Source organism: Vibrio campbellii CAIM 519 = NBRC 15631 = ATCC 25920, assembly GCF_002163755.1.
In the GTDB taxonomy this organism is placed as follows: domain Bacteria; phylum Pseudomonadota; class Gammaproteobacteria; order Enterobacterales; family Vibrionaceae; genus Vibrio; species Vibrio campbellii.
Genome location: NZ_CP015864.1, coordinates 1,269,211 through 1,295,366 on the forward strand (window position 1 = coordinate 1,269,211; position 26,156 = coordinate 1,295,366).

Annotated in this window: 28 protein-coding genes; 8 read left to right on the forward strand and 20 right to left on the reverse strand. The window is 47.7% G+C overall.

From position 1 onward, the window contains the following. Positions 1–76: 76 nt before the first annotated feature. The 6 genes from A8140_RS21845 to A8140_RS21870 all read right to left on the reverse strand — a co-directional run bounded on the left by A8140_RS21845 (position 77) and on the right by A8140_RS21870 (position 5,302). Complete coding sequence (locus A8140_RS21845; protein ID WP_005432382.1) at positions 77–529, reverse strand: hypothetical protein; 453 nt, start codon at positions 527–529, stop codon at positions 77–79. Between the two features lie 139 nt (positions 530–668). Then, positions 669–914, reverse strand: a complete 246-nt coding sequence (locus A8140_RS21850; protein ID WP_005532263.1) for a hypothetical protein — start codon at positions 912–914, stop codon at positions 669–671. 329 nt (positions 915–1,243) lie between these two features. Beyond that, entirely contained in the window at positions 1,244–1,645 is a 402-nt protein-coding gene (locus A8140_RS21855; RefSeq protein WP_005532264.1) for a GFA family protein, read from the reverse strand. A gap of 168 nt (positions 1,646–1,813) precedes the next feature. Next, positions 1,814–2,077, reverse strand: coding sequence for a DUF3012 domain-containing protein (locus A8140_RS21860; RefSeq protein WP_005432388.1), 264 nt, complete (start codon positions 2,075–2,077; stop codon positions 1,814–1,816). A gap of 162 nt (positions 2,078–2,239) precedes the next feature. Then, positions 2,240–3,259 carry a type 2 isopentenyl-diphosphate Delta-isomerase gene (fni, locus tag A8140_RS21865; protein WP_005532266.1) on the reverse strand — a complete coding sequence of 340 codons (1,020 nt, stop codon included), beginning with the start codon at positions 3,257–3,259 and terminating at the stop codon, positions 2,240–2,242. Between the two features lie 249 nt (positions 3,260–3,508). Continuing rightward, the gene (locus A8140_RS21870; protein WP_005532267.1) at positions 3,509–5,302 is read right to left on the reverse strand and encodes a cation:proton antiporter; all 1,794 of its coding nucleotides are present in this window, start codon (positions 5,300–5,302) and stop codon (positions 3,509–3,511) included. A gap of 225 nt (positions 5,303–5,527) precedes the next feature. Here A8140_RS21870 and A8140_RS21875 point away from each other — a divergent pair, with 225 nt between their 5' ends. Beyond that, the gene (locus A8140_RS21875) at positions 5,528–8,248 is read left to right on the forward strand and encodes a DUF2339 domain-containing protein (protein ID WP_005532268.1); all 2,721 of its coding nucleotides are present in this window, start codon (positions 5,528–5,530) and stop codon (positions 8,246–8,248) included. 308 nt (positions 8,249–8,556) lie between these two features. On the opposite strand, the gene A8140_RS21880 is transcribed toward A8140_RS21875, so the two are convergent. From A8140_RS21880 to flgB, 12 genes are read right to left on the reverse strand one after another with little or no spacing between them, the layout of a single operon-like run. After that, a complete protein-coding gene (locus tag A8140_RS21880; RefSeq protein WP_005532269.1) occupies positions 8,557–9,597 on the reverse strand; it encodes a hypothetical protein in 1,041 nt (346 codons plus the stop codon). Positions 9,598–9,608: 11 nt separating this feature from the next. Beyond that, positions 9,609–10,508: a flagellar hook-associated protein FlgL gene (gene flgL / locus A8140_RS21885; protein WP_038863012.1), complete on the reverse strand. Its 900-nt coding sequence runs from the start codon at positions 10,506–10,508 to the stop codon at positions 9,609–9,611. Between the two features lie 12 nt (positions 10,509–10,520). Further along, the gene (gene flgK / locus A8140_RS21890; RefSeq protein WP_005535948.1) at positions 10,521–11,894 is read right to left on the reverse strand and encodes a flagellar hook-associated protein FlgK; all 1,374 of its coding nucleotides are present in this window, start codon (positions 11,892–11,894) and stop codon (positions 10,521–10,523) included. Next, on the reverse strand, positions 11,895–12,443 hold the full coding sequence (locus A8140_RS21895; RefSeq protein WP_005432415.1) for a rod-binding protein: 549 nt from the start codon (positions 12,441–12,443) through the stop codon (positions 11,895–11,897). 10 nt (positions 12,444–12,453) lie between these two features. Beyond that, positions 12,454–13,575, reverse strand: coding sequence for a flagellar basal body P-ring protein FlgI (locus A8140_RS21900; RefSeq protein ID WP_005535951.1), 1,122 nt, complete (start codon positions 13,573–13,575; stop codon positions 12,454–12,456). Beyond that, complete coding sequence (flgH, locus tag A8140_RS21905; RefSeq protein ID WP_033000620.1) at positions 13,575–14,246, reverse strand: flagellar basal body L-ring protein FlgH; 672 nt, start codon at positions 14,244–14,246, stop codon at positions 13,575–13,577. The genes A8140_RS21900 and flgH overlap by 1 nt, the downstream gene beginning before the upstream one ends. 32 nt (positions 14,247–14,278) lie before the next feature. Then, entirely contained in the window at positions 14,279–15,064 is a 786-nt protein-coding gene (gene flgG, locus A8140_RS21910) for a flagellar basal-body rod protein FlgG (protein WP_005535956.1), read from the reverse strand. Between the two features lie 39 nt (positions 15,065–15,103). Continuing rightward, positions 15,104–15,835, reverse strand: a complete 732-nt coding sequence (gene flgF / locus A8140_RS21915; protein ID WP_005432425.1) for a flagellar basal-body rod protein FlgF — start codon at positions 15,833–15,835, stop codon at positions 15,104–15,106. A gap of 12 nt (positions 15,836–15,847) precedes the next feature. Further along, positions 15,848–17,047 (reverse strand): flagellar hook protein FlgE, encoded by a 1,200-nt coding sequence (flgE, locus tag A8140_RS21920; protein WP_005535960.1) that lies wholly within the window; start codon positions 17,045–17,047, stop codon positions 15,848–15,850. A 26-nt stretch (positions 17,048–17,073) separates the two neighbouring features. Further along, positions 17,074–17,760 carry a flagellar hook assembly protein FlgD gene (flgD, locus tag A8140_RS21925; protein WP_005535962.1) on the reverse strand — a complete coding sequence of 229 codons (687 nt, stop codon included), beginning with the start codon at positions 17,758–17,760 and terminating at the stop codon, positions 17,074–17,076. Then, positions 17,760–18,194, reverse strand: a complete 435-nt coding sequence (flgC, locus tag A8140_RS21930) for a flagellar basal body rod protein FlgC (protein WP_005432431.1) — start codon at positions 18,192–18,194, stop codon at positions 17,760–17,762. The genes flgD and flgC overlap by 1 nt, the downstream gene beginning before the upstream one ends. Before the next feature lie 2 nt (positions 18,195–18,196). Continuing rightward, entirely contained in the window at positions 18,197–18,559 is a 363-nt protein-coding gene (gene flgB / locus A8140_RS21935; RefSeq protein ID WP_005432433.1) for a flagellar basal body rod protein FlgB, read from the reverse strand. 79 nt (positions 18,560–18,638) lie between these two features. Here flgB and flgA point away from each other — a divergent pair, with 79 nt between their 5' ends. From flgA to A8140_RS21955, 4 genes are all read left to right on the forward strand, one after another. After that, positions 18,639–19,436: a flagellar basal body P-ring formation chaperone FlgA gene (gene flgA / locus A8140_RS21940; RefSeq protein ID WP_080619557.1), complete on the forward strand. Its 798-nt coding sequence runs from the start codon at positions 18,639–18,641 to the stop codon at positions 19,434–19,436. 137 nt (positions 19,437–19,573) lie between these two features. Then, complete coding sequence (gene flgM / locus A8140_RS21945) at positions 19,574–19,855, forward strand: flagellar biosynthesis anti-sigma factor FlgM (protein WP_005535969.1); 282 nt, start codon at positions 19,574–19,576, stop codon at positions 19,853–19,855. A 22-nt stretch (positions 19,856–19,877) separates the two neighbouring features. Further along, positions 19,878–20,315: a flagellar protein FlgN gene (locus tag A8140_RS21950; protein WP_005535970.1), complete on the forward strand. Its 438-nt coding sequence runs from the start codon at positions 19,878–19,880 to the stop codon at positions 20,313–20,315. A 46-nt stretch (positions 20,316–20,361) separates the two neighbouring features. Next, the gene (locus tag A8140_RS21955) at positions 20,362–21,039 is read left to right on the forward strand and encodes a lytic transglycosylase domain-containing protein (protein WP_005535972.1); all 678 of its coding nucleotides are present in this window, start codon (positions 20,362–20,364) and stop codon (positions 21,037–21,039) included. Between the two features lie 470 nt (positions 21,040–21,509). Here the strand turns inward: A8140_RS21955 and A8140_RS21960 are convergent, their stop codons facing one another. Then, positions 21,510–22,028: an NUDIX hydrolase gene (locus A8140_RS21960; RefSeq protein ID WP_005535973.1), complete on the reverse strand. Its 519-nt coding sequence runs from the start codon at positions 22,026–22,028 to the stop codon at positions 21,510–21,512. A 228-nt stretch (positions 22,029–22,256) separates the two neighbouring features. On the opposite strand from A8140_RS21960, the gene A8140_RS21965 reads away from it, so the two are divergent. Together A8140_RS21965 and A8140_RS21970 are read left to right on the forward strand one after the other, a co-directional pair. Continuing rightward, complete coding sequence (locus A8140_RS21965; RefSeq protein WP_005535975.1) at positions 22,257–22,517, forward strand: putative hemolysin; 261 nt, start codon at positions 22,257–22,259, stop codon at positions 22,515–22,517. Between the two features lie 262 nt (positions 22,518–22,779). Then, a complete protein-coding gene (locus A8140_RS21970) occupies positions 22,780–23,457 on the forward strand; it encodes a hypothetical protein (RefSeq protein ID WP_038863015.1) in 678 nt (225 codons plus the stop codon). Between the two features lie 15 nt (positions 23,458–23,472). Here the strand turns inward: A8140_RS21970 and A8140_RS21975 are convergent, their stop codons facing one another. After that, positions 23,473–24,309, reverse strand: coding sequence for a YdcF family protein (locus A8140_RS21975; protein ID WP_005535011.1), 837 nt, complete (start codon positions 24,307–24,309; stop codon positions 23,473–23,475). 144 nt (positions 24,310–24,453) lie between these two features. Here A8140_RS21975 and A8140_RS21980 point away from each other — a divergent pair, with 144 nt between their 5' ends. Beyond that, positions 24,454–25,824 (forward strand): L-serine ammonia-lyase, encoded by a 1,371-nt coding sequence (locus A8140_RS21980; RefSeq protein WP_005535013.1) that lies wholly within the window; start codon positions 24,454–24,456, stop codon positions 25,822–25,824. Positions 25,825–26,156 lie beyond the last annotated feature (332 nt).

The window sequence follows — 26,156 nt, forward strand, 5'->3', positions numbered from 1 at the left end:
CAGAATCGCTTTACAGCCACAAAAAACAAAGCCGCTCTAGAAAGCGGCTTTGGTGTTTAATAAGACGTTATACGTATCAGGCAATCCTACCGTGGCTGATTGCCATCATGTCATCGTAGGTGCGCTGGAGAGCTTCAAATGTCCATTCGAAGTAAACACGACGCTCCATAAGTGGTGCAATTTGGTTAGCATCAAACGATTCGATGGTGAGATCGGAATATTCCACTTGAAGGCTATTGCCATCTGTTCCCCAATCTTCGTATTCGCGATTGCCAATGAGATCATAAAGGTTGTTGCTCAAGAAGCTGTAGACCACTAGGAATGATTGTACAGTGTCTTCGGAGAAGTTAAGCATGCTCGCAATCTGCGCCACGTCATACGACTGCTCCTTATCACCTTGGTCAATATCAAGCCTTACTAACTGTGTTTCCCACGTTGCCATTTCACCGAAGGAATCAAAGACATGTTGATTCAAAGCTTCAAAGACCTGAAAAAACTCCTGGATCATTGAGATATATTTATCAGACATAATGTCCCTTATTGTATTTAGTTAACGGACGATCTTCGCCGCCGTGTTATTGCTCACCTAGCCAGTGATGGTTAAAAGTTAGACTAAAAGTTGCAGCATTACATACTGTACGTGTCATTTTGTTGTAATTTTTGATTGATTAGTCAACTATTAGCGTTGGTTCGTCGATTCCCATATAGTCACAAAGCTCTCGCTTAATTCGATGAAACTCCCGAATTGAGACAAAGTAATCGGCGTAATCTGTCTTACCTTTTATACCAATATGAATCGACGTAAACGCTTGAATGGTCGAGGTAACTTCAATGGTTTCATTCGCTAATGAGAACGTCACTATATGATCCATATTTAAGTAACGACCTGATTCGATTTTTAATGCTTTCGCCATCGTTGGGTCCTAATTTATCGAGATAAATTGATGTTGGGAGCAGCACTTTTAAATGAAGAGAGAAAAAGGTGCTTCATAGCAATGAGTATGCTGCTCAATTGACGTGAGCCTATCATAAGCACTCGCCTTCAAAATTAGATGTAAGACGCACTTTCACTCGGATTTACTTATAGATAAAACAGTTACAAAAAATCTGACTGCAAATTGACCAACAAAGAGAGACAAGATGTTGTTGGCCTTAAAAAAGAAAAGAGCCACTCTCTTGAATGGCTCTATCTCTCTACGTTAAAGGCTTTTTAATTTAGCGCAGCGCTCGGCCTTAAAACAACTTATAGCTTAGGCGCAGCTTCAAATTGCTTAAGGTCATCAGTAATCTCATTCCACGGTGCATTAGAGCCCACAAAAATATGAAAGCTGGGTTTGTCACAAGGGGTATCATCAAGGATGCCTAGACGAATATTCACTAAACCGTTGTTCTTCTTCGAGTAAAGGCTAGAGCCGCAGTGACGGCAGAATGAGAGTTCGGTATTGGCGCTCTTCTGATAGGTTTGGATGTGTTCCGCGCCCTCAATCACAATCAGTTTATCCAATGCAATGCCACCCGCTGACGAGTAATCGGATCCGGTAAATTTGCGGCATTCAGAGCAATGACAATTACCCATGTATTTGAATTCATCCGCCACTTCGAGTTTTACCTTGCCACATAGACATGAGCCTTTGAGTACTTCCATTTTTTAGTCCTTCTCTTATTGGAATGACGACAACCATGCCAGTCCAATAAGACGAAATAAAGATAAGCAAATCAGGTTTGCAAAAATGGAACGAAAAATTGAGAGTCAACAGACAGATACAAGAAAGCCGAGGCTAATGCTCGGCTTTCTCTTTTTTGTTCGATCAATCTAGAACACGCAGTGCTTAGCAAAACCTGTTGCTTCGTTTGCCGTCCATTCACCTTTTGGTTTTTCTTTTAGGTCTTCACACCACTGCTCGCTACCGATGCCATCTTGCAGAACACAATGCTTCGCGAAATCAACTGCGTTGTCTGTTGTCCATTCTGTCTTTGGCTTTTCACGCATGTCTTTACACCAAGCTTCTGTACCTACTTCGTCAGAACATGCTGTTAGCGCTGTTGCCGCTAGCAGTAGCATTACCAGTTTTTTCATAAATTCAGGTTCCACTTTCAATTGATGAATGAACTATACCCAAAATATCACTGCTCGTGTTAAGCCAACGACAATTTATCGACTCTCGCTCCGTAAAGGAGGCAAGATTCAACAAATACAATCTAACCACATCGATAAGTCAATGAACGTGAGTAATGAAGTTTAAAGACGACGAGCTTGAGTCAGTGCTCGAAGATTCGCAGAACCTGTACCAAAGCACGCTAAACGCAGCTCTAATGCCATTTGTTCAAAGTGCTCGACGATAGACTCTGTGCTGATGGTTGCTGCTTTTAACACCGCTCCGGCTTGTCCAACAAGGTTGGCGCCAAGATGTACCGCTTTCGCAGCTTCTAAGCCGTTATACACGCCACCGGAAGCAATTAAAGGTAAGTCTGGGTATTGGGTGCGAATTTGCTCTAGGCACTGAGCCGTTGGAATACCCCAATCACGGAATAATTCGGCTGCGCGCTGCATTTTGTTGTCTGTCTGACAGTAACCCTCAACTGCAGACCAACTTGTGCCACCAGCACCGGCAACATCAATCGCATCCACGCCAGCTTCGACAAGTTGTTTTGCTACCGTGCCACTGATGCCAAAGCCGACCTCTTTGATGATCATCGGTACATCGACGCGCTGTTTTAGTTGCTCAATCGATTTAAGTACACCAACCCAATCATGATCACCATTCTGCTGAAAGGCTTCTTGCATAGGGTTGAGATGCACAAATAAAGCGTCCGCTTGGATAAAGTCCACCGCACGTTGGGCGTTGTCGAGACGTTGTTGGTCTCTCAGTTGGGCAGCACCCAAGTTGGAATACAAAGGCACGCCTTTAGCGAGATCACGAATGGTTTTGCCCAAACCTGAGTGAAGGCTGTCTTCTAGGCTCACTCGCTGCGAGCCAACCCCCATCGCAATGCCCATTTCACTGGCTGCTTCTGCCAAACGGCAGTTAATGATCTCTGCATCTTTTGCGCCACCAGTCATTGAACTGATCAAAAATGGCAGTGCCAATGAGTGACCAAGGAACTCACTCGAAAGATCGATGGCGTTAAAGTCACATTCAGGCAAAGCGCAATGCTCAAACTCGACATACTCAAAGCCCGCCGTTTTGTTTTTCATGTTCATGTCATGATGTAAAACAGCATCAAGATGTAAGTCTTTGCGATTAGATTGCGGAGCCATAATGTCACCCTAGAGTAAAACAGTCGCGCAGTATTGCGATCCTTGTCATTGCCGTCAATGCGAAAATTCGGAAATTGAACAATTTATTTTCCGAATCGAGCCTTATGCGCTCTCGCTTTATGATTAAGAGAGCATATCGAGGCGCTGCGTTTAAAACACTGCGCTTCACTGCTCCATTAAGCTTGGGTAACGATTAACAATGTTGCCACTCCGATGTGCCAAGAGTGGCAGTTCTCTATGTCATTTAGGCTATTGAGTATCGACCGATTGAATAAGCGCCACCACCGTGCTGGTTATAGGTGGCGTGAACTGGTCTGGATCATCACAGAATTGAATTCTGCCTTTCTCTTCAACATGGAAAAGCGGAATCACCAGATTGTCTTTGTGGTGCTCAAGGTAATCTTGGTAGATAAAACTCTCACTTAGTTTGGTGTGTTTGATTTCTGCACCTTGGCTCAACAAACTGGCCATTTGGGCGTAACTGACATTGCCACCCATCAGCAGTTTGCCGTGATACTCTTCCGCAACCGAGTGTTTTTCACTGCCGTTGGTTTTGTTTTTCTGCAGACAATGTACTTTATCTTCGCCAAACTCGCCGACAAACTGCATACAAGCCATGATGTTGAAATGTTGATCTGGCGTAAGTGCCACCACTTGACCGATACCAATTAGGTTCAAGTTGTCATCGGCGTGGCTGGAAATCGGATTGCCGTAGTAATGGTCTAGGCCCAACATGCGAACTTGGCTAATGTAGTCCCAGTTCGAATCGGTGAGCAGAACTTTGCGATCGTATCTCGCCAGCGCTTTACCTATCTCTTGCGCCACTCGGTTTGCGCCAATCAATAGGAAGCCTCTTGGCGCCGGTTCAGCAACTCCCAACGCTTTCGCAACAGGCCGAGCCGTCGCACTTTGCAACACTACCGTACCGATGATCACCATAAAGGTCATTGGTACTAACAGCATGGCTTCTGAAATGCCATATTCTGTTAGCTTTATGGCAAACAGAGACGAAATGGATGCTGCAACAATACCGCGCGGCGCAACCCAAGAGAGGAACAGCTTATCTTTGAAGGTTAGGTTACTACGAATGGTTGAAACGAAAATCGAAAGTGGACGTGACACCAACTGCATGAAAACAAACAGCAACACCGCACCGCTACCAAGCGCCGCGAAATCATCCAGACTGATGCGTGCCGCTAGGAAGATGAACAATCCGGTGATCAACAAGATGGTTAAGTGCTCTTTGAAGTGGAGGATCTGCTGAATGTTGATGCCCTTAGCGTTCGCTAACCACATCCCCATCACGGTGACCGCCAGTAGGCCCGCTTCCGATTCCATCTGATTAGAGATCGAGAACACACCGAGTACCACCATCAATACCGCAAACGGCTGAAGGTACTCCGGCAACCAAGCTCTACGCAAAATGGTGGCCACAGCAGCACCAGACAAAGCACCAATAATCAAACCTACCGCAATGATAGTAGCAAACACCTCAGCGCTATTCACCGCATTGTGCGAAACAATAAATTCGTACACCATCACCACAAACAGCGCACCTAACGGGTCAATGAGTATGCCTTCCCAACGCAGAATATTGGCCAGTTTTGAGGTTGGCCGTACGGTTCGCAGCAACGGCACAATCACCGTTGGACCAGTAACCACGGTTAAACTGGCGAACAAGATTGAAAGCTCCCAAGTAAAATTAAGAAAGTAGTGCGTTGCCACACTGGTGGCCACCCAAGAAATGATTGCACCGACAGAGACGATGCTCCAAACGGAGCCACTTACGCCGCGAATTTCTTTAAAATTCAGGGTTAAACTGCCCTCAAACAGAATCACTGCCACCGCGAGGGAAACTAAGGGGAAAAGTAAGCCCCCAAGAATCTCGTCTGGGTTGAGCCATTGCAGGATCGGACCAACAATGATGCCCGCTAACAGTAAGAAGAGAATGGCAGGCAAGCGCATTCGCCACGCTAACCACTGACAACCTAAACCTATTACCCCAACCGCCGACAGCACCAGCGCTTCGTTGCCCACTTGCATTTATCATCACCTAATTTGTTATTGTTCTGTTGAGCTTTCACCCAAAACCGATTAACTCTATAAAAAAGATTAGTTTAGTGTGGATGCTCCGCCAGTTATCGTTCAAATATGCGACTTCCTCTCAAATTTCTTGTTCAGTGTTGTATATCCCGTTAGCTTGTCGCACAGTGAACTAAGCTTAGCTAAGTTACTCAAAGTTAAGGATTCTCAAACAACGGATAGGGGGTGCAGCAGTTGTTTATCTCATTAGCGGTTATCTTGGCGATTTTCGCCATGCTCATCACGTTGAAAGCCGTCAGTCGAATATCGAGGCTAGAGGACGAAGTGTCTCGGCTGCATAAAGAGCTGGCAGAGCTCCGTGCGCGTTGGTTTGAGAAAGGCGCATCGCCGACTTTTAAACCTGAGCAACACGATGATCCTCAGTCACAACATGTTCCAACGCTAACTGAAAACGCGACACAACCCAATAAACCGACGCCTGTACCGAAGTCTAAGTCGGAAGTTACGCCTTTAGCAGCTAAACAAACGCCACAGCCAATTGTTGAACCGAGCCTCCCTTCAGCCGATGAAGTTCATATCGGTGAGCTGGCGCAGAGCAGTGAATCCGTGTTCGAGAAACAAGCCAATAAACTGCTGACCAACATCCAAGAAAACTGGTTGGTTTGGGTTGGTGCTCTCGCCATGTTGATTGGTGGCGGTTACCTCGTACAAGTGATTGGCAGCCACATTGAATTCTCTCCAATCATGCGCGTGACCATCGCATTCTCCATCTCTCTTGCTACCGTGATAGCAGGTGAATGGTTCCACCGCCGTGAACAAAAATCCCCAGACCGAGCAGAACGAGCAAAAGACTTTACCTACGTTCCTGCCGCCATTACCGGAACAGGGTTAACTGGCATCTACTGCACGGTGATCTTTGCGTTTGTCTTCTATCAGCTCTTATCACCAGGTGCATCACTGGTTATCTTGGCGGGCGCGGCATTTTCGAGCTTAGCGCTTTCTCTGCGCCAAGGGCCTTTGATGGCCGTGCTCGGCTTAATCGGTGGTTACTCAGCACCACTTTGGATTGGCGGTGCAGAGCCCAACTATTACTTACTCGCGGGCTACATCACTGCAATTTCAGTTGCCGCAACACTACTGATGCAAAAGATCCGACACGCTTGGATTTCACCATCGATTACCGTGCCGCATATTTTGTGGATGCTGTTACTGATTGAGAGCATGCCGATAGAGCAACTTTTCTCATGGCTTGCGATCTTCCTTTCTCTGAGTTTGTACCTGCTGTTTGCGGTGCCAAGAATGGGTTGGATACTCAAACCCCGTTACCGTCATTGCCAAGGCAGATGGACGCATCCACCGACAGGTATTGCTCTCGCGATTACCTTGTTAGTGCTGTCGGCACTGGCTCGCATGTCTAGCGTTGATACCGCTGAGATGATTTACTTCTATGCCTTCTTTACTGCCATGATTTGGCTACCCGCCGCTCGTAAAACTTGGTCGTTAAGAATCTATTTACCATCAATATTGGTGCCTTCTACCGCGATCATGCTGCTTTCTATTGCGCTTGAATCTATCTATATGGCTGAAGGACAAACGCCAGTACTGGTCGCGCTCGGCATTAGTATTGTGTTGATTGCACTGCGAACATTATTCCAGACACTGGCAGGTGACCGCTCTCAACTGACAGGCATTCTCTTCCTTGTGCTCGCCCCTGCGATGACCTTGATTACCCTGCTGTACACCTACGAGTTTATGAGCCGTCATGTTTTAGGTTGGACACTCTTCACCGCTTCAATTGCGGTTTACTACGCCATGCTCGGACAAAGGTTCAGAGCGCTGGCACTGGAATGCTCTGCCATCATGCATGCCATCATTGCTGGAACCGCTCTCGTTTGGCTGACTGACACATGGCTCACGACAGCAATTTCGATTCAAGTGGCGGTTATGGCGTTGCAGACTCAAGCCAATGTTTTTCGCCCAGCGAATTGGGCAGTGAAAGTCGCAATGAGCATCTTAGTCGTACGTCTTACGCTGTTACCGTTTATTCCAGAGTGGCAGCCTGTTAATGCGGGACACTGGGCTTGGGTGCTGATCAGTTACCTGCCTTCTTTGGTGATTCTTGCTTACGCTCGCACTCTGTTACATCGCTCAGATACAGAACTCGCCAATTGGTTTGAAGGGGCGTTCTTACACGTCTTCTTGGTGGCGGTGTTCACCCAGACCAACTTCTGGCTGACGGGGCAATACGGCTATCTTGGCTACATCGATTTCACTTCGGCGATTGTGTTTGCTAACCAAGCACTAGTGATGGGGTTGGTTTACAGCTATCGCAGCCAGTTTGCACAGCAACTAAAGCGCGTTTATCAAGCTTACAGCTACCTACTTTGGGGCACTTTTTTTGTGCTGATGATGTTGCTCAATAGCCTCGAATCACCGTTGATAGTCAATAATGTTTCCGCGGAATCCATGCCTGTGTTCAACATGCTGTCTCTTGGCTGGTTGCTGCCGGCGATTGTTTTGTTCGTAACCACTTACAAGCGTTGGAACACATTGCAAATCCCACGTCCTGTGGTCACTAGCTTTGGTTTTATCTTGGCGGCCGTTTGGCTAGGTATGTCGATTCGCCAGTTCTGGCAACCTATCTCTATGACGCTCGCTCAGCCGACTGGCATGGCAGAGCTGTTTACTTACTCAATTGCTGGTTTGATTGTCGGCGGCTTGCTGACTTGGGTTGGCGCAACCCGCAAAGCGATGACGATTCAACGCATTGGCCTAGCCGTGTTGGCGTGCGTCGCGCTTAAGGTGTTCTTGTGGGATGTTCGCTCATTGGATGGCTTCTGGCGTGCGATCAGCTTCTTGGGTCTAGGCGCATCACTGATTGGATTAGGATGGTTATTCCAAAAACTCCACCGCTCGGTCGCAGAGCCTGTCGAGCACGCGGAATAGGGTTTGAGCTGAGAAAGAGATTCCCGACGTCGCTCCTTCGTCGCTCTCGAGAATGACCCAGAAGAGTATTGAGCGTTTGACGAATTCTAAGGCGGAATGCGTGACTGACGAAGTTCATAGAACTCAATATCCAAAGTTCGTCATTCCAGAACTGAGGAACGAAGTGTCTGGAATCTCTCTTTTAATCGCGAACTAGAAAGGTGATTCCCAACTCTTTTCTGGGTTAGGCAACCACCGATGAATTGAGAAGGGAATCTTGGAGTGTTCTCACAGCGCTATTTCAACGGGGGTCCATTTCAAATAAAGAATTATTTCAACAGCGCCACAACCGTATGACGACGAACATTCGCTTGCGCATTCAGCGCTTGGAATGTCGAGCTAAACTGACCGGAAGTGGCCATAAAGCCATCGAGTTTCGCATTGACATCGGCAGCACTTAACTGCTTGGATTGGCTCTGCACCGTACGCATTTGCGAGTTCAACTCACCGTGAAACGCTTTGGCTTCTTCCAAGCTGGTTTGCACTTGTCTTATGTGCTGATTCACTTTGGCGATGGTTTGCTTGATTCCATCACGAGAGCCTAAATCAAAGCTCAACTCAGCGATGCCATCCGGTTCTGATTTTAGGTTCAGAACATTCGCTTGTCCTGCAGGAAAACGATGACCTTCCCCCGTCACTAGCACCTTTTGCTGCATTTGTTGATATGCCGTATCACGCGCTTCAAACAAAATGGTGCCGTCTTCTGCCAGTGACGCTCGCATGCCCATCGCAATCAAACTGCGGTCGAGCATTTTCACCGTGCGCGCACCATCGGCTTGACCATCAAATTGGATCATAACCGATTGACCTTGCGGAAAGTCTAAGCGGATTTGCTCGGCTTTCTCACTCAAACGATGAACGTTCAAACCGGGGATGGAGAAACGGCGAATATCCGCTTTATCCAGTTTGAGGTGCAGTTCGTTATCAATCACTTTCTGCCCGTCAAAGCGCGCCTGTTCAACCACTTGTTTAATCGACGCTTTAGAACGTACTAACCCTTCTTGCAGACCGGGAACATTCTGCACGCCTTGGTTGACAGCTTGGGTCAAACCTCGCTTGATTTGAGTCAGCTCTTTACCGATCACTTGCAACGATTTAGAAGCGATTTGCACTGCAGTTGCTTGTTGCTGGCCTTGAGTAAGCTGAATGCCAGAAACGGAATAGGCTGACGCGGTGTCAGCCTGAACTTGCGTAGGACGCGGCTTGATCGCACTGCTCGAATCCGCTGAGCGGGTTGGCATGATAGAGGCTTGTTCTTGCCCACCTAAGCGTATGCTTTGGGGTCTTACCTCTACTGTGCTCATCACCATACAAAACTTCCTTAAATACGATCAAACAGGTTGAGATCGTTGATCTTCACGTAGCTAGCTTGCGTTGCTTGTAACGCCGCCATGTAGTTGCTCAAACGTACTGACGCCTCACCGTAATCCAATGCCGATAAGTCACTGGTCACCTTGTCAACGAACAGCTTGTTTTCGCCGTGTGCGCTATCCATTAGGTCGAGGTTGTTATGGCGACCACCGATTTCTGTCATCGCCCCCAGTACGTTCGCCAAGGTATCATCAATGGCAGATAAGCTAGCGTCTACTTCCGCTTGAAAATTCGGACTCGGGCTCTCAAATTCTGCAATCAAAGCATCGATTTGGTTCAATACGTTATCGCCACCACCAAGCTCCAGAATCTCTTTCGCCGTCATATTGGAATCCATGGTCACGCCCTTTGCGACAGTTACCACGCGCTTGTCGCTGTTGCCATCAACTTGGTACGCACCGCCTGCATTACTCACCGCTGGCGTGTCCGTCTGAGTACCAGAAAACAGGTAGTGGCCTTCTTCGTCTTGCGCGTTGAATGAGGATTCAATCGAATCACGGTAGCTTTTTAGTTCGATGATCATGCCGCTGCGATCTTCATCGGTTAATGTGCCGTTCGCGCCCCAAAGCACCAAATCACGCACACTCTTCAAGCTCTCGTTGACCGAATCCAAATGGGTTTCTTGAGCAGAAAGTGTGGTTTTCAGATTGGCGATATTACTCTGGTACTGGCCGATCGCGCTGTTTTCACGTTCAAGGTTCAGTAGCTTTATCGACGCCATAGGATCGTCAGAAAGCTTGGTTAGTCGGTCACCCGTGGCCATTTGTTGAAGAACATGCCCCAAACCTGCGTTATTGGTTTGCAGGCTTTGCAGCATCATTTGGCTAAATTGACTGTCACTGATTCGCATCTCGGGTTCCTTTTAGAATAACTGCAATACAGAGTCGAAAAGCTGGTTAGCGGTGCTAATGACTTTCATATTGGCGTTGTGTGCGTTAGCAAATGTCATCAGATTCGCCGCTTCTTCATCGCTGTTCACTGCACTGACGTTGTCGTGCGCGGCATGCGCTTGCTTGTTCATTGCCGCTTTAGCTTCATAATCCGTTTCTGCTTGGCGTGCTTTGATCGCCGTTTCACCAACCATTGCGGTGAACGCATCGTTTAAGCTCAGCGAGCCATAGCCAGTGACTGAAACAGGCTTATTGCTCAGTTGAATTAGGTCATTCAACACATCTGCATTACCCGGAGTGCCATCACTGGAGAACGCTAATTCTTCCGCGCTGATATCAGTAATGGTGAGGCTTGCTGCTGGGTTTGCTGGATCGTAGCTAAACAATGGCTTACCCGGATTGCCGTTGAGATCTTGGCCTGTTGCCAGCACAGCGTTGTATTCATCCGCCAATGCTTTTGCCATGTCATCCAAAGCGACTTGGTTTGGCTTAAGCACTTCGGTTTGATAATCGTTAATCGCGCCCAACTTGCCGCCTACCGAATGGTCAATGACAAAGCTTTGCGAGGCGAATTCGACACTCAAATCCGCAAGGTATGGGTCGCTTGGGTCTGGCTTCGCTGCCAGCTGACCAAAATCCGATCCCATTACCAAAGGCTGACCAGAAGCGAGCGTCACTTGCATGCTGCCGTCTGGTTGGTCGGTAGTTTTGATTTCAACGATTTGAGAAAGCTCACCAATCAACACATCGCGAGTGTCCATCAACTGCGCTGGGTTACCACCTGTGCCTTGCATTTCGACAATCTGCTTGTTTACCTGAGCAATGTTCGCCATCAAGCTATTGGCATGGCTCAACGCGGCATTACGCTGATCACTCATGTCCTTGTGCTGATTGTGAAGCGACTCGGTTAACGTATTGAATCGGCGTGCTAACGCTTCCGATTCATTAATGATTTGCTGACGGTATGGGATTGATTCTGGTTTTACTGTGGCATCATTCAGCGCAGCATTAAGGGAATCTAACCCCGCAGAAACGCTAAAACCATCCGCACCTAGCGTGTTTTCAAGCTGGCTCATGGCGGTGGTATAACCCGCTGAATACGCCGCTAAACTGTTGGTCGACCACGTTTGCTTCACCAAGAATTGGTCTGTGACACGGCGAATGCTCGTCACTTCAACACCCATTCCAGGGCTGAGCTTGTTGTACTTACCGTCACCAACAGACGCGGTTAGCGCTTGTTGGCGGCTGTATCCGGGCGTATTGATGTTTGCCACGTTTTGCGCGGTCACATCCAACGCCACACGGTTCGCGTTTAAGCCTGAAAGGGCGATATTAACAAGGTTCATTTACAGCTCCATTTTCCTGATCAGCGGCTGAGTAAACGCGGTCGTCATTCCGGCTTCACCGAGCACTTGTTTAACAGAGGCGACCGCTTGTAGCGTTGGATTAACTGCGTCGGTCTTCATCGCGATTTCATCGTTTTCAAGTTGTGATGTGCGTTCAAGGCTGACCACTTTTCCATCGTTCGCCGGAGAGACATTACGTGATTGGTCGAACGCCACTTCGCGCATTGAAGGGCTAAGTTGTTGGATCAGCATATTGGCGATACCAGAGTTCTGTTTTTTCGCCAACTCCATCGCTAATTGCCCATCGTACATATCGCGAAACACACCTTGTTGCTGGCTAGCAAACGGGCTGTCTTTGTCGGCCAATACATCACTGCTGCTGCGCATTTGACGTAGCACCATTTGTAGAAACATCGCCTCGAATTGCCCGGCAACCACTTCAAGAGCACCTTCTTGATCGCGGCTTTTCTTGATGCTCGCTAGGGCGCTGTTGTCGTGATACAGCATGGTATTGAGTTGTGCTTGATCGCCGCTCGTATCTAACTTCATCGCTAACTCCTTAAATCACCACAAGCTCAGCATTCAGCGCGCCTGCTTCGTTCAATGCTTGCAGAATCGACATCAGATCCGTTGGCGTTGCGCCTAAACTGTTTACGGCGTTGACGATGGTGTTCAGTTCCGTGCCCGGAGGCCAAATAACCATTTGCGCTTGTTCTTCGTTTACTTCGATTTGGGTTTGATCCACCACTTTGGTTTCACCATCGGCAAACGCGTTCGGTTGGCTGACTTGTTGAGATTCGGAGATTCGAACAGTCAAGTTACCGTGACTTACTGCCGCTTCACCCACTTTGACATTTTTACCGATGACGACGGTACCAGTACGTGAGTTGAAGACGATTCGAGCTGGCTTACGACCTTCTTCCACGCTCATTTCTTCCAACATCGACATCATGGTGACACGCTGTTGAGTGTCCATTGGTGCTCGCATTTCGACGCGCGCTTTGTTGATTGCTTTCGCTACGTTTGGACCAAAGGTATTGTTGATTTCACGGGCGATGTTCTTCGCCGTTGTGAAGCTTGGTTTGCGCAGATTCAACGTGATTTCGTCACGCTGGTTAAAATCAGTTTCGATTTCTCGCTCCAACGTTGCTCCATTAGGAATTCGGCCAGCGGTTGGTGTGTTTACTTCTACTTTAGAGCCGCTTTTACCCTCGGCGGATAAGCCCCCAACCACCACACTACCTTGAGCGATGGCATACACTTCGCCATCGATACCGCGCAGTGGCGTCAACAGTAACGTGCCGCCACGTAAGCTTTTCGCATCGCCGATAGAAGAAACCACTACGTCCAGTGTTTGACCCGGTCCCGCCATTGGGTCAACGGATGCGGTAACACTTACGGACGCCACGTTACGTAATTTCGGGTTCATGCTGTCATCAATCTGAACACCAAATTGGCGCAGCATGTTGGTGATCGATTGGGCGGTGAATTTCACTTGGTTACGGTCGCCTTGACCGGCCAAGCCCACGACTAAACCGTAACCGACCAATTGGTTTTCTCGGATGCCCTGCACATCCACCAAGTCCATAATCGGAATTTCCACTTCGGCTTGTGAAGTGGCAGGAAGTCCCAAGGTCAGAGCCAATAGGAAAGAAGTAAAGAATGCATTAATTGGCTTCATTAGAATGGTACCCATGGGCTGTTGAAGAACTGAGTCAGCCACCCGGCTGCGTTGCTGTCGGCTAATGCGCCGCGACCAGCGTAGGTAATGCGAGCATCCGCGATACGTTGAGAAGAGACTTGGTTGCTGCGGCTGATATCATCCACGCGCACTATGCCTGTTAGGCGAATAAACTCGTCGCCTTGGTTAAGTCGAAGCCACTTTTCACCGCTAATGCGAAGCACGCCATTTGGCAGTACCTCATGTACCGTCACGGTGATCGCACCTTGTAATTTGTTACCTTGCGAGCTGGATGCGCTGCCATCAAAGCTGCGAGTGCCATCGACACTCACACCTAGCTCATCAATGGTTTTGGTGCCAATGGTTGGCGCGGCAAAGTCTACGGTTGAGCTTTTGCCAAACTGTGTGCCCGCTTTCTTGCTTGAAGAGGTTTCTTCAGAGAGCTGCACGGTCAAAACATCACCGACTCGGTAGGCTCGGCGATCTTGAAATAACGTCATGGTGTATTGGTGACGATAAAGGCTGCCGGACTTGGTCTCTGGCAAGGTGTAATCCAACACTGGTGGCGCGTATTCCTCCGTGTTTGGTTCAGGCGGAATAAACTCATCACGACCTGCACATCCCACCAGCAACACGACGGCAACTGCCCAACTCTTCGAAAGCCATTTCATTGCTTTATCCTTCATCATCACCAATTTCTTACTTACATCGACTGCGCGACAAACTTCAGCATGTCGTCTGCGGCAGAAACCACTTTGGCGTTCATCTCGTACGCGCGTTGAGTGGTGATCATGTCGACCATCTCTTCCACTACCTGCACGTTTGAACCTTCTAAAGCGCCCTGTTTGATGCTGCCCGCACCGTCTTCGCCCGCAATTAACTCATCAGCAGGACCACTTGCTTCTGTCTCACGGAACAAGTTACCGCCAACGGCTTCTAGACCGGCTGGGTTGATGAACTTCGCCAGCGTGATTTGACCCAGTTGCTGCGGCGTTGGATCGTCAGCCGATGTGGTTGTTACCGTGCCATCCACACCCACAGAGAACACAATCGCGTTGTCTGGGATTTGAATTTGCGGCTCTAGTGGCAAACCTTGGCTGTTGACCATCAAACCCTCTGAGTTGATGTGGAACTGACCATTACGCGTGTACATGATCTGACCGTCAGAGTTTTCGATTTGGAAGAAGCCTTGCCCCATCACCGCTAAATCCAACTCTTGAGTGGTATTTTGTGTGTTGCCTTGGGTGAAGACTTTCTGCGTACCGACTACGCGAACACCAGAACCAAGCTGAACACCGCTTGGCAGTTCATTCACTTGGTCGACTTGCGCGCCCGGCTGACGCTGAATGCTGTAAAACAAGTCTTCAAACACCACGCGGTCACGTTTAAAGCCGACCGTGTTAACGTTCGCTAGGTTGTTAGAGATGGCAGTCATTTTGGTATCTTGAGCTGCCATGCCCGTTTTACTTACCCATAATGCTGAATGCATTGGTTATCTCCTTTGGACGAGAATCCCTTGGTGAGAGGGTTATCTCGCCGCCATCAATTTGTTTCCGGCTTGCGCCAAGGTTTCTGCGGTTTTCATCATGCGAACTTGCATTTCGAAGTTACGTGTCAACGACATCACGCTCAGCAACTCATCAATGGCAGACACGTTACTGCCCTCAATGTGCTCTGGAGAAAGCTGCACGGTTTCATCCGCAGGGAAAGGCACACCATCTACGCTATGTAGCAAGCTGTCGCTCTCTTTTTGCAGTTGGTTGATTGCTGGTTTCACCATCTTCAAAGTGCCCACTTCCACTTCTGCACCACCACCCGGAGGAATCACAGAAACACGGCCACGTTCACTGATTTCAATCTTCTGAAAATCAGGTACAACGATTGGTCCGTTTTCACCGACAACAGGGAAGCCATTGATGCTCATTGCGCCAAAGGTATCGACTTTGATGTTGCCCGCTCGGGTGTATGCTTCATTGCCAATTGGCGTTTCAACGGTAAGGTAGCCCTCGCCCATGATCGCCACATCGAGAGGACGACCGGTTTTCATGATGTCGCCAGAATCAAAACGCGTTGCGGCTGAGTTGGTCACCACCATGGTACGGCCATCGAAGCCCGCACCTTGTAACTCAACGCTGCGAACACGTTCCATATCGGCACGGAAACCTGCGGTGTCAGCGTTCGATAAGTTGTTCGAACGTACGTGCTGAGCCTTAAGAACTCGACTCGCACCAGACGTGGCAGTAAATAACAAGCTATCCATGCGACTCTCCCATTACACCGCGTTGAACAGAGCTTGAGTCAGCTTGTCATTGGTCGAAATGGTTTTCGCGTTCGCTTGGTAGTTACGCTGCGCCGTCATAAGCGCAACCAGCTCACTAGTTAAGTCAACGTTAGAGCCTTCTAGCGCACCCGGTGTTAAGTCACCCAATGTGCCTGTACCCGGAACACCCATGATTGGCGCGCCAGAGCTAAAGCTTTGTGTCCAAGCCGTGCCGCTCACTTTCGATAGACCTTGCGTGTTAGCGAAATCCGCAAGCACAACCTGACCTTGCAGCTGAGACTGGCCATTAGTGTAAGTCGCGTAAACCATGCCGTTGTCTTCCACTCGAACGCCCGCAAGCTCACCTGAGGTATAACCGTTCGGGTTGTTAGTGCTCACGCCAAACGCAGCGCCAAACTGAGTGCTGCCGTTCAAGCTGATATCAATGCTCATTGCGTTTGCGCCCGCAGCTGGGAATGCAACATTGAAAGACCCCGTTGGAGAAGCTAGCGTGCCGTCAGTATTGAATTGAACCGTTTGAGCCGTTGCTGGCGTCGTCGGTGCACCGTCGACTTCCACGTTCACTTGCCATTCGTTATCTGATGTCTTCGTGAAGTACTGAGTGACTGTGTGCGAGTTGCCAAGTGAGTCGTACACCTTAGTGGTGTAAGAAGAGTTGAATGAGTTTGGATCGGAAGAATCGAATGGGTAAATGGCTTGGTCAACTGCCGTTGCGCTTGCGTCGAAGTTCGCCACAAAGTCCAGATTGTCGGTCGCTTTTGCGTTAAGTGAAGACGTAGAAACTTTGATGTCACCAACAGAGCCAGTTTGAAGGTTCGCATTGTTGTCTACGCTGTAACCTTGCAACTTGGCACCGTTATTTGCGGTCACAAAGTTGTTCTTATCAGTACCAAACACACCTGCGCGAGTATAAAGCATCTGCCCCATGTGATCTTTCGTCACGAAGAAGCCGCTGCCGTTGATCGCCAAGTCCATTGCACGGCCAGTGCCTGTCACCGAACCATTCTTATCGAAGTTCTGAGAAATCGACGCCACTTCTACGCCGCCCGGTTGCATGCCGTTGTAAACCGCGGCAAATTCTGTGCGGCCACCTTTAAAGCCGTACGTTGATGCATTGGCAATGTTGTGGCTGATGGTGTTTAACTCTGTGTTGGTCGCGTCCAGACCACTAAGTGCGATGTTAAAACTCATAAATAACCTCTGATTTCCTTATTTGGTTAAGCACCAAACTGAGTGATTTGATAGAAAGGAACGTTGCCAACGCCTTGAACATTGACCAGTGCTGCGCCACCCGAGCTAGGAATACGTACCTGCTCAACCGTGCCTGCCAGCAAAACATTTGGGCTCTTTTGCCCTTCTTGAACTTCCACCGCAACGGTGTATTTACCCGGTTTCAAACCAAGCTCTTCTGGATTGATCGAGAACTCAACGTCACCCGCACCGTGTGCACCTAAAGGCACTTTGGTTGATTGGCCGAACTCATCTTTAACGACTAACGTCACTTGGTTCGAACCGTGTTCTAGCTCAACCTTGCCACTTTGCACGCCTTCACCAAGTTCAAATTCATTCGAAGAGACATACACGGTTTGACCAACCAAACCTGCCGTTGAAAGCACCTGCATGTTGTCGAGCAATACCATGCTGTTTTGCATCAGCATCGACATGTTTTCAGTACTTTGAACTTGCGAAAATTGCGCTAGTTGGCTGACATACTCAGTACCATCGAGCGGGTTAAGTGGATCTTGGTTTTGAATTTGCGCCACCATGAGCGAGATAAACTCGTTTTGCAGTGACGTTGCGCTGTTCATATCCGATGGGTTGGCAGAAATGCCGCCGGTATCACCACTAGCGGTAGTGGCAACTGGTGCGTCAGAAGAGAGCGCTGTGTATTGTGCGAGACTCATTAATTACCCTGCCCTAATCGAAGCAGACCTTGCTGCATGCTTTTCACATTCGTCAGCACTTCCACGTTGGTTTCAAAGCTGCGCGTTGCAGACATCATGTCGGCCATCTCTGACACTACATCAATGTCTGGGTAGTACACGTAGCCTTCGTCGTTCGCTAACGGGTTGTTAGGTTCGAAGCGCTTTTCTGCCTGGCCCGCGTTCTGCACCACATCTACAATGCGCACTTCCGCATTCGGATAAACACCGTTTTCCGTCGCCATCTGCGTTTTCTGATACACAGTGGCAAACACAGGTTTCAGTGCTTTGTAGGCATCATCCGGATTGGCAGACACCGCGTCGGCGTTGGCAAGGTTACTGGCTACCGTGTTCAGACGAACGGTTTGCGCCGTCATCGCCGAGCCAGTGATCGAATAGATATCAGTAAATGACATGTTTAACGTCCCTCAATCACTTTCGCCAAGCCACTGAATTTCATGTTAAGAAACGTCAGGCTGGTTTGAAAGTCCATGTTGTTTTGCGTGAACTTGGCTTGTTCAACGCCCAGTTCCACAGTGTTGCCGTCTTTGCTGTTTTGGTAAGGCACCGAATATTGCGCCTCAACCTGAAACTTCGGCACCGGTTTGTTCACACTGCCCGCTGACATTTGATTCATCACGGTGGTGAAACTTAGGTCCTTTGCCAAGTACCCTGGGGTATCAACATTTGCTAGGTTACTGGCGAGGACTTTGGTACGCTGAACGCGAAAATTGAGTGCCTCTGGATGTACACCTAACGCATTTTCGAATGTGATCGCCATGCATCTTTCCTTAAAATCGGCTCGAATACACCGAATAACAAAACAAGATGCATGCCATAAAATTTAGTTATATATATCAATGAATTACAAACAAGGAAGGAAGCCTCGCTTCCGGTTTACGGAAACCATTCAAACCAAGGGGAAAGGTCAATTTCCCTCAATCATGCTGCTTTGTGGTTTGGTTTTGAGTGCAAGCTCACTCAGTGTTTTAGCTACTGAGAAAAACCTCACCGCAGACGAGTTAAAAGCCATCGTCGGCGAGCAATTTGAGCAAGAGGTGGCGCAATTGGCACACTCTCGCCAATGGAGTGCTTACCAACTCGACTATCAAATATGGGTGCCAGGCTCTGCCAATCACCTGCCTGTTTGTGACACACCTTTGGCAATCGCAGGACGCGATAATCGGCCGTTACCTGTTGGTAATTTAAAACGTGCGGTCAGTTGCGAAGACGTTAGCTCTCCATGGAGAATTAACGTGACCATTAAATCGACGGTGACACTTCCCGTTCTCGTTGCCACCAGTACGATTGGACGTAATGAATCCATCTCAGCCTCGAACTTAAAAACTGAGACGCGCACAATTTCACGCCAAGACGATTTCTTCACAAAAGCAAACCAAGCCATTGGGCTTGAGACCACTCGCCGAATTCGAGCAGGTCAAATCATTGACCCAACCAACTTAAGCTCTCCACCACTGATCGAGAAAGGCAACGAAGTGATCATCATCGCCAGCAAGGATGGGTTTAGTGCCAGCACCAAGGGAGTCGCCTTAGAACAAGGCAAGAAAGGTCAGCAAATTGAGGTAGAAAACACCAGTTCTGGCAAGGTGATACGCGCTGTCGTAACGGGGCTCAATCAGGTGCATACCCAATTTTGATTTTGGACTCAGGTTATCATTTTTCGATTTAGATGCTCGTCAGCGTAGGCGAACTTCGAGTACAAAAATAAATATTTAATGTTCATCACACCCTAGTCGCCTATTCGATTTAGAACATGATGATTGAGGACAACAGCATGAAAATCGACAAGGTCGCGGGCGGTCATGTCCCACAAACTAAATTCCAGCAGGCGAGCAAAAAGCCAGTCGACACCGTCGCACAGAGCAAGATTAACGAGCCTACATTCCAAGCGAATACAGTAGCGATCGATCGCGCTCAAGCTGAAATGAAATCCTTACCAGACGTAGACATGGTGAAGGTTGAACAAATTCGTAATTCGTTAGCTCGTGGTGAACTGAATCTAGATACCCAAGCATTATCCAAAGCAGTAATGCAATTTCACACTGGTCACGAGTAACGCAACGCACTAGGAGTCATGCATGGCAACGACGGCATCGCAGCACATTCAGAAGTTTGTTCGCTCTATCGCTGAAGACGTCAAACTCTACCAGCAACTATCGGGGTTGATTCAACAACAAAAAGCACTGTATTTGAAGTTCGATGGTGAGGCGCTAAACGAGAATATTCAAAAACAAATGCCAATTTTGAATCAGCTTGGCCGTTCTGCAAGTGAAAGAAGCCAGCTAATGCGCAAACTCGGATTGCCTTGTAATGAGAGTGGTGTGAATCGTATTTTCAATGCCTTGCCCGCCAAGATTGGTACGCAAGCGAGAACACAATGGACGCTGTTGGGATCCTTGGTGAAACAATGCCAACAGGACAATCAGAGCAATGGCCAAAGCTCTGCAGCGTTCCAAGAGTTAGTCAGTCAACTCAAACAACCTGTGCAACACACTTATGAAGAGCGTTCGTTCTAAACAACGATTCTCGCTTTGCCTACAGAGTCTTCCGCCATCCCGGTCGATGACTGTAGGCTTTTTTGTTTTTTGCTGGACCTTCTTGTCTCCATTGACTTTGGCCAAGCCGCACAACAAAACCATCGAGCAACAATTCCAAGTACTTGCTCCTTACCAAACACAAATTAACCAACGTCTCGATTCCGTTAGCCCGCTACTCGATCATATTTTTAAGCAGCTTAAGCAAAAATCTCTGCCCGCAAACTTTGTGCTGGTGCCGATGCTGGAATCTTCCTACAACCCCAAAGCCGTCTCGCACGCCAATGCTGCGGGCCTCTGGCAGTTAATCCCTGCCACGGCAAAACGCTTTGGTTTGCAAGTAACGAATAGTCAGGATGAGCGTTTTGATACCAAAGCCAGCACGAAAGCCGCATTGGCGTATTTGGCGTTTTTGTATAACAAATTTGATCAAGATATCGCGCTAACCCTTGCAGCTTATAACGCAGGCGAAGGCCGTGTCGCTAGAGCGATAAAAAAGGCTGGCAGTCGAGATTTCAAAGCACTCACATTGCCGAAAGAGACTCAGCAATACGTCAATCGCTTTTACGCACTGGAACGTTTGGTCAGTATTCAGAAACTGCGCACCGATTCTTTCCAGCCGCTACTTTTGTTTGCGAATCATTCCTCGACCTACACCGAACCGCTTATAGACCTTAGTCGATTACCCCCACTCGTGGAATTGTGAACATTCTCACTAAAAGCTACCAATGTCAGAAGCACGTAAAAATACAAGATCCTATTCCGCCAATTTACAAACTCGTGATCTCGATGCAAACGCGTGCATAAAAGTTACGGTAATGTATCTCAAAAATAAGAAAGAGCAGTGGTTTGCTGATAATTTACCAACTTGCACTTGTACATTGCCTAGATATCCATCACATTACGCGTGCAAACAAAGTGAAAACCAATAGTTAGACCTATTAATCATTTACACAACAAATATAAAACAGCTATTGTTTTCACAGATTGATACAAAAAAACAGAATATCGAGATGACGCTTCGCTTGCGCGTCTGGAATAAGTCCGGGTTCCGGGGGGGAGCTCGGACTTTTTTATTGGCTGATGTTTACAAATTGAAACGTTAGAAAGCCGTTTCGTAAACGAAGACCGGAAATTTAAGAAGAGTGAAGAGTACTGTCGCCGAATAAGCGTGAACTATAGAAGCTCTTTCGAGATCAACTGGAGCAAGAAGGTTTCACGTTCGATGCTCATGCCTTTCTTCGGGCTTTCTGCCATCGTCTTTTCATTGTGCGCGATCGCGTCGTGTACATTCATCCAAACTGGACGCATGCCATTTTTCACTTCGTAATCTTCATAAGACGTTTCCCCCAATTCACGGTCAATCTTGCACGTGTAGCAGTATGACGTCATGTGCATCACATCCGCACCGTCTTTGTACCATGGACGAAATTCTTCGAAGATACCGAAAGGCTTGATGCTGTGAATGTTCTTCGCACCGGTCTCTTCTTCCAGCTCACGTACCAAACCTGCAATCACATCCTCACCGTCATCGATGCCACCGCCAGGCAGCGTGTAATCGTGATAACGCTCTGTGTAAAGAAGCAGGACATCTTCACCGTCTAATACAATGGCGCGCGCCGCATTGCGTTGGAAGATGATTTTGTCATCGAGATGCTCGATGTCTGGGTGCGTAGTAGTTTTCAAATGTCTCATCGTAAATTCCGCTGTGAATGTTTTGCGCGCATACTACCGAAATTCATGCGCATTCCCAAGTTTCAATTTGAGGTCTATTGAAACAACTTTCACTGAACAGTGAGCGAATTCTAAGATTGCACATAAGTCCCTTACAAGCTTCGTGCTTTTAACAAACATAAGACAATATTTTTCTGAAACTCTCCTATAATCAATACACTACTCGTTAATCCCATGCGGAGATCAAGAATGAAAAAGACAACTTTAGTAACGGCAGTGGCAGCAGCGATGGTGTTGGCAGGTTGTTCAACTTATGAAGGTGCAACTCGCTCAAATGAATACACGGCAGCAGCAAACCCAGCAGCGGTATACTGCGTGCAACAAGGCGGCGAGCTAGATACTGTTACAGAAAATGGCGAGCGTGTAACGTACTGCCAATTGTCTGAAAACGAGCGTTTTGAGCAATGGGAATACTACCGCAACAATCATAAAGAAGATGGCGAATCGTAAACACCGTTAACATTTGCGCAATCTAAGGTTACATTATTATCAATAAAGGGGCTTTAAGCTCCTTTTTGTTTACCGTAAATTTCCCTACTTTCTGATACTTACCCCTTTATCCATCGGCCTTACCGCATAGCGACACGATATCGAACGGCGTTTTATTCCTGACGTTCCCCTGACATTACTTTCCAACCGGTCAATAAAATTCCTCGCGCACATCACGAAATTTCACGTTTTTTCCACATTTTTATTGGAGCGGGTGGTCAGGATGAAAACAGATACTGTCAAACAAGCCGAATCGGCACAATCCAACCTTGTTGCTGAAAACTCAAAAGTGACTGAAGAGTCAAAACGCATCATCTACAAATCGATGTTGAGTGCGTTGACCATCGTTGCAATTAGTATTCTAGTGAACTTAAGTATCCGCGTGGATTACGTTTTACTAGGCTCAACCTTGGGTGAAACGTCCGTCACTGAAACATTGCAATTGATCATGCTGGCCGTTGCGTCTTGGTCTTTCTTCCGCGTCTCTAGACAAGAAAGCCATGTATCCCATGCTGCCATTCTGATCTCAGGCTTCTTCGCTGTATTGATGATCCGTGAGATGGATTACTGGTTCGACATGATTCACCATGGCTCTTGGGTATTCCCTGCTCTTGCGATAACAGCGCTGGCTTGTGCGAAAGCTTACCGAGGCGGTAAAGGTACCGTAAATGAAATGGCAATCATCTTACAATCGCCATACATGAAGCTGCTTATCGGCTCGGTGATCTTATTGTTGGTGTTTTCTCGTCTATACGGAATGGGCAGCTTCTGGCAGCACGTAATGGGTGAGCACTACGTACGCGATGTGAAAAACATCTCAGAAGAAGGTATTGAGCTACTTTGTTACAGCTTAATCGCGCTCAGTGCAGTACGCACACGCCGCGAGCTAAAACGTCAATAAGTTACGCTCGTTGGCCTAGGTATTTGCCTCAGGATCAAGTCGCAGGTTCAGCGACGTAAGAATCGGATGGAATACCGCTAGCGCTTGCTCTGCGGCACAAACCGAATCATCAAAGGCTGTCATTTCGATGGCCTTTTTCATATCTGCAATTTGCCTTTGAACATCTTGTCCTAACTGCAACACTTGCAGCCTCTCTATGGATCGACGAGCGATTGCTAATGGCTTTGCTCGTACCTCAGCCAAATCACGCTTAAATACGTCACGCTTTACGCCTTCTAGATACACTCGGTAGGTCGTAAGCTCATCAAACAGCAGAAACGCCTCAGCTAACACGCCTGTATGAGGGTAAGGCACACTAATGTGTTTAGACACTTTGAGGGGAATATTGAGGTGAACCCCCATTTCCTCGCAGCGCGATTTCAACACTCTCAATAGGCCTTGTTCATCCATCAGCGTTTGAATCTCAATAATCCGTTCCAAGTGGTAGTCATTGGAAAGCAGTGTGACTTCAATGGTTTGGCCTGTTTGACAAAGGCCACTCTGTAATAGTTCTGCGGCGGCATTCTGCATGTTCTGCACCGTATTAAGTGAACGGTTCTCGATGATCACTTGCTGCTCTGGAAAGTCGACGCCTTTTACCTCCATCAGATGACGAAAGTAACCGTACATTGCATCCGCTTCAGAGACTGTCTGACTTTGAGTTATCCCACCACAGAACACCAATGCAGTAGTATCAAAGCACAGCTCGTTTAAAACATTAGACAATGCTTCAACACGGGAGCGGCCCTCAACGCTTAGCTTATCGTGCACCAAGCGTTTGCCCAGAATGATCACTACTTTGTTTAACTTCATTACCGAGATCTCAATTACTCATACTTTAGAGAACAATTTGTATACAAAATTTTGCTTTGCCAATACCCTCTCAGGCATTAACATCTAATTAACAATGTCATTCTAGAGACCTGAATAAAGGTCCGTAGAGAAAGGAAGTCAATTATGCTGTCGATTTTCGATATTTTTAAAGTCGGTGTCGGTCCATCCAGTTCCCACACCAATGGCCCAATGCTCGCAGGTTACCATTTCACTCAACTACTTAGCGACTCTATGGCGAAAGTGCACAAGGTGCAAGTTGACCTTTATGGTTCTTTATCGCTGACAGGCAAAGGTCACCACACTGACCGTGCTACCGTACTTGGCTTGATGGGCAACAAACCCGATACCATCAAGATGACCAGTGCCAAGAGTGCACTGCAACATACTATTGAACATGGCACACTCTCGGTCGCAGGTGTTCATGAAATCGTGTTTAGTTATGATCACGATATCGTCTTCCACAGCGACAACCTCCCATTGCATGAAAATGGCATGACCATTACGGCTTTTGATGCTGCTGGCGATCAAGTCGCGTTTGAGACTTACTACTCCATTGGCGGTGGCTTTATTGCAACCGCTGCCGAACTGGAAAACGGCAGCAGCGAAGCGGAAGTGCAAGTGTGTTACCCGTTCAAATCAGCCGATGAAATGCTAGAGAAAGCAGAACAAAACGGCTTGAGCTTAGGCGGAATGATTCTGCAAAACGAACACGCGTTTCGTGAGCAGGAAGAGATCGAACAAAAAGCCGAACAGATCTGGAAAGTGATGTCGCTGTGTATGCAGCGTGGCTTCGATACCGAAGGTATTCTTGAAGGCGGGTTGAATGTGACACGCCGTGCACCAAACCTACTTAAAAAGCTCGAAGCGAATGCGGCCGTAGAAAACGATCCAATGGAGATCATGGATTGGATTAACCTATTTGCTTTCGCGGTGAGTGAAGAGAACGCCGCCGGTGGTCAAGTGGTTACATCCCCAACAAACGGCGCGGCCGGCGTTATCCCTGCGGTACTGATGTACTACCACCGCTTCATCAAAGAGCTGGACAACAAACAGTTGAAGGACTTCTTAGCAGTCGCGGGGGCGATTGGTATTTTATACAAAACCAACGCTTCTATTTCCGGTGCTGAGGTAGGTTGCCAGGGTGAAGTCGGTGTTTCGTCTTCGATGGCAGCAGCAGGCTTAACCGCACTGCGCGGTGGCAGTAATGAACAAATCTGTATTGCCGCAGAGATCGCCATGGAGCACTCACTAGGCATGACCTGCGACCCAATTGGCGGTTTGGTTCAAGTTCCGTGTATCGAACGAAATGCGATGGGCGCGATGAAGGCCATCAACGCATCACGCATGGCACTGAAGCGCACCAGTAAATGTCTTATTTCATTAGATAAAGTTATCGAAACCATGTACCAGACTGGTAAAGACATGAATAAAAAATACCGTGAAACATCACTTGGTGGTCTGGCAGTTATTCATATGGCACCACCATGCGAATAGCACACTTTACATCAGCTATCGCTAATTAATAATTCTCATTGTTGGCGGACAAAGTTCCGCCAACGTCTTCTTTCTTTCGCCCAAATTACATCATCTCCTGCCCCACTCTCTATTGCATATTATTTCAGCGACATTTCAAAACCTTAAAACCGCCTTAGAACAATCATCTTATAAATTGTTACTTTCTGGTCATTTATTCACGTAATTTCGATTTGATCTAGAACAACATATTAGTAAGGCAAACGTTTCGCATTAGAAATTTTGGTGCATTAAATTCGTTTTATGCGACAATTGTTTCAATATGTAACATACCGTTTAAGTAACATTTAACA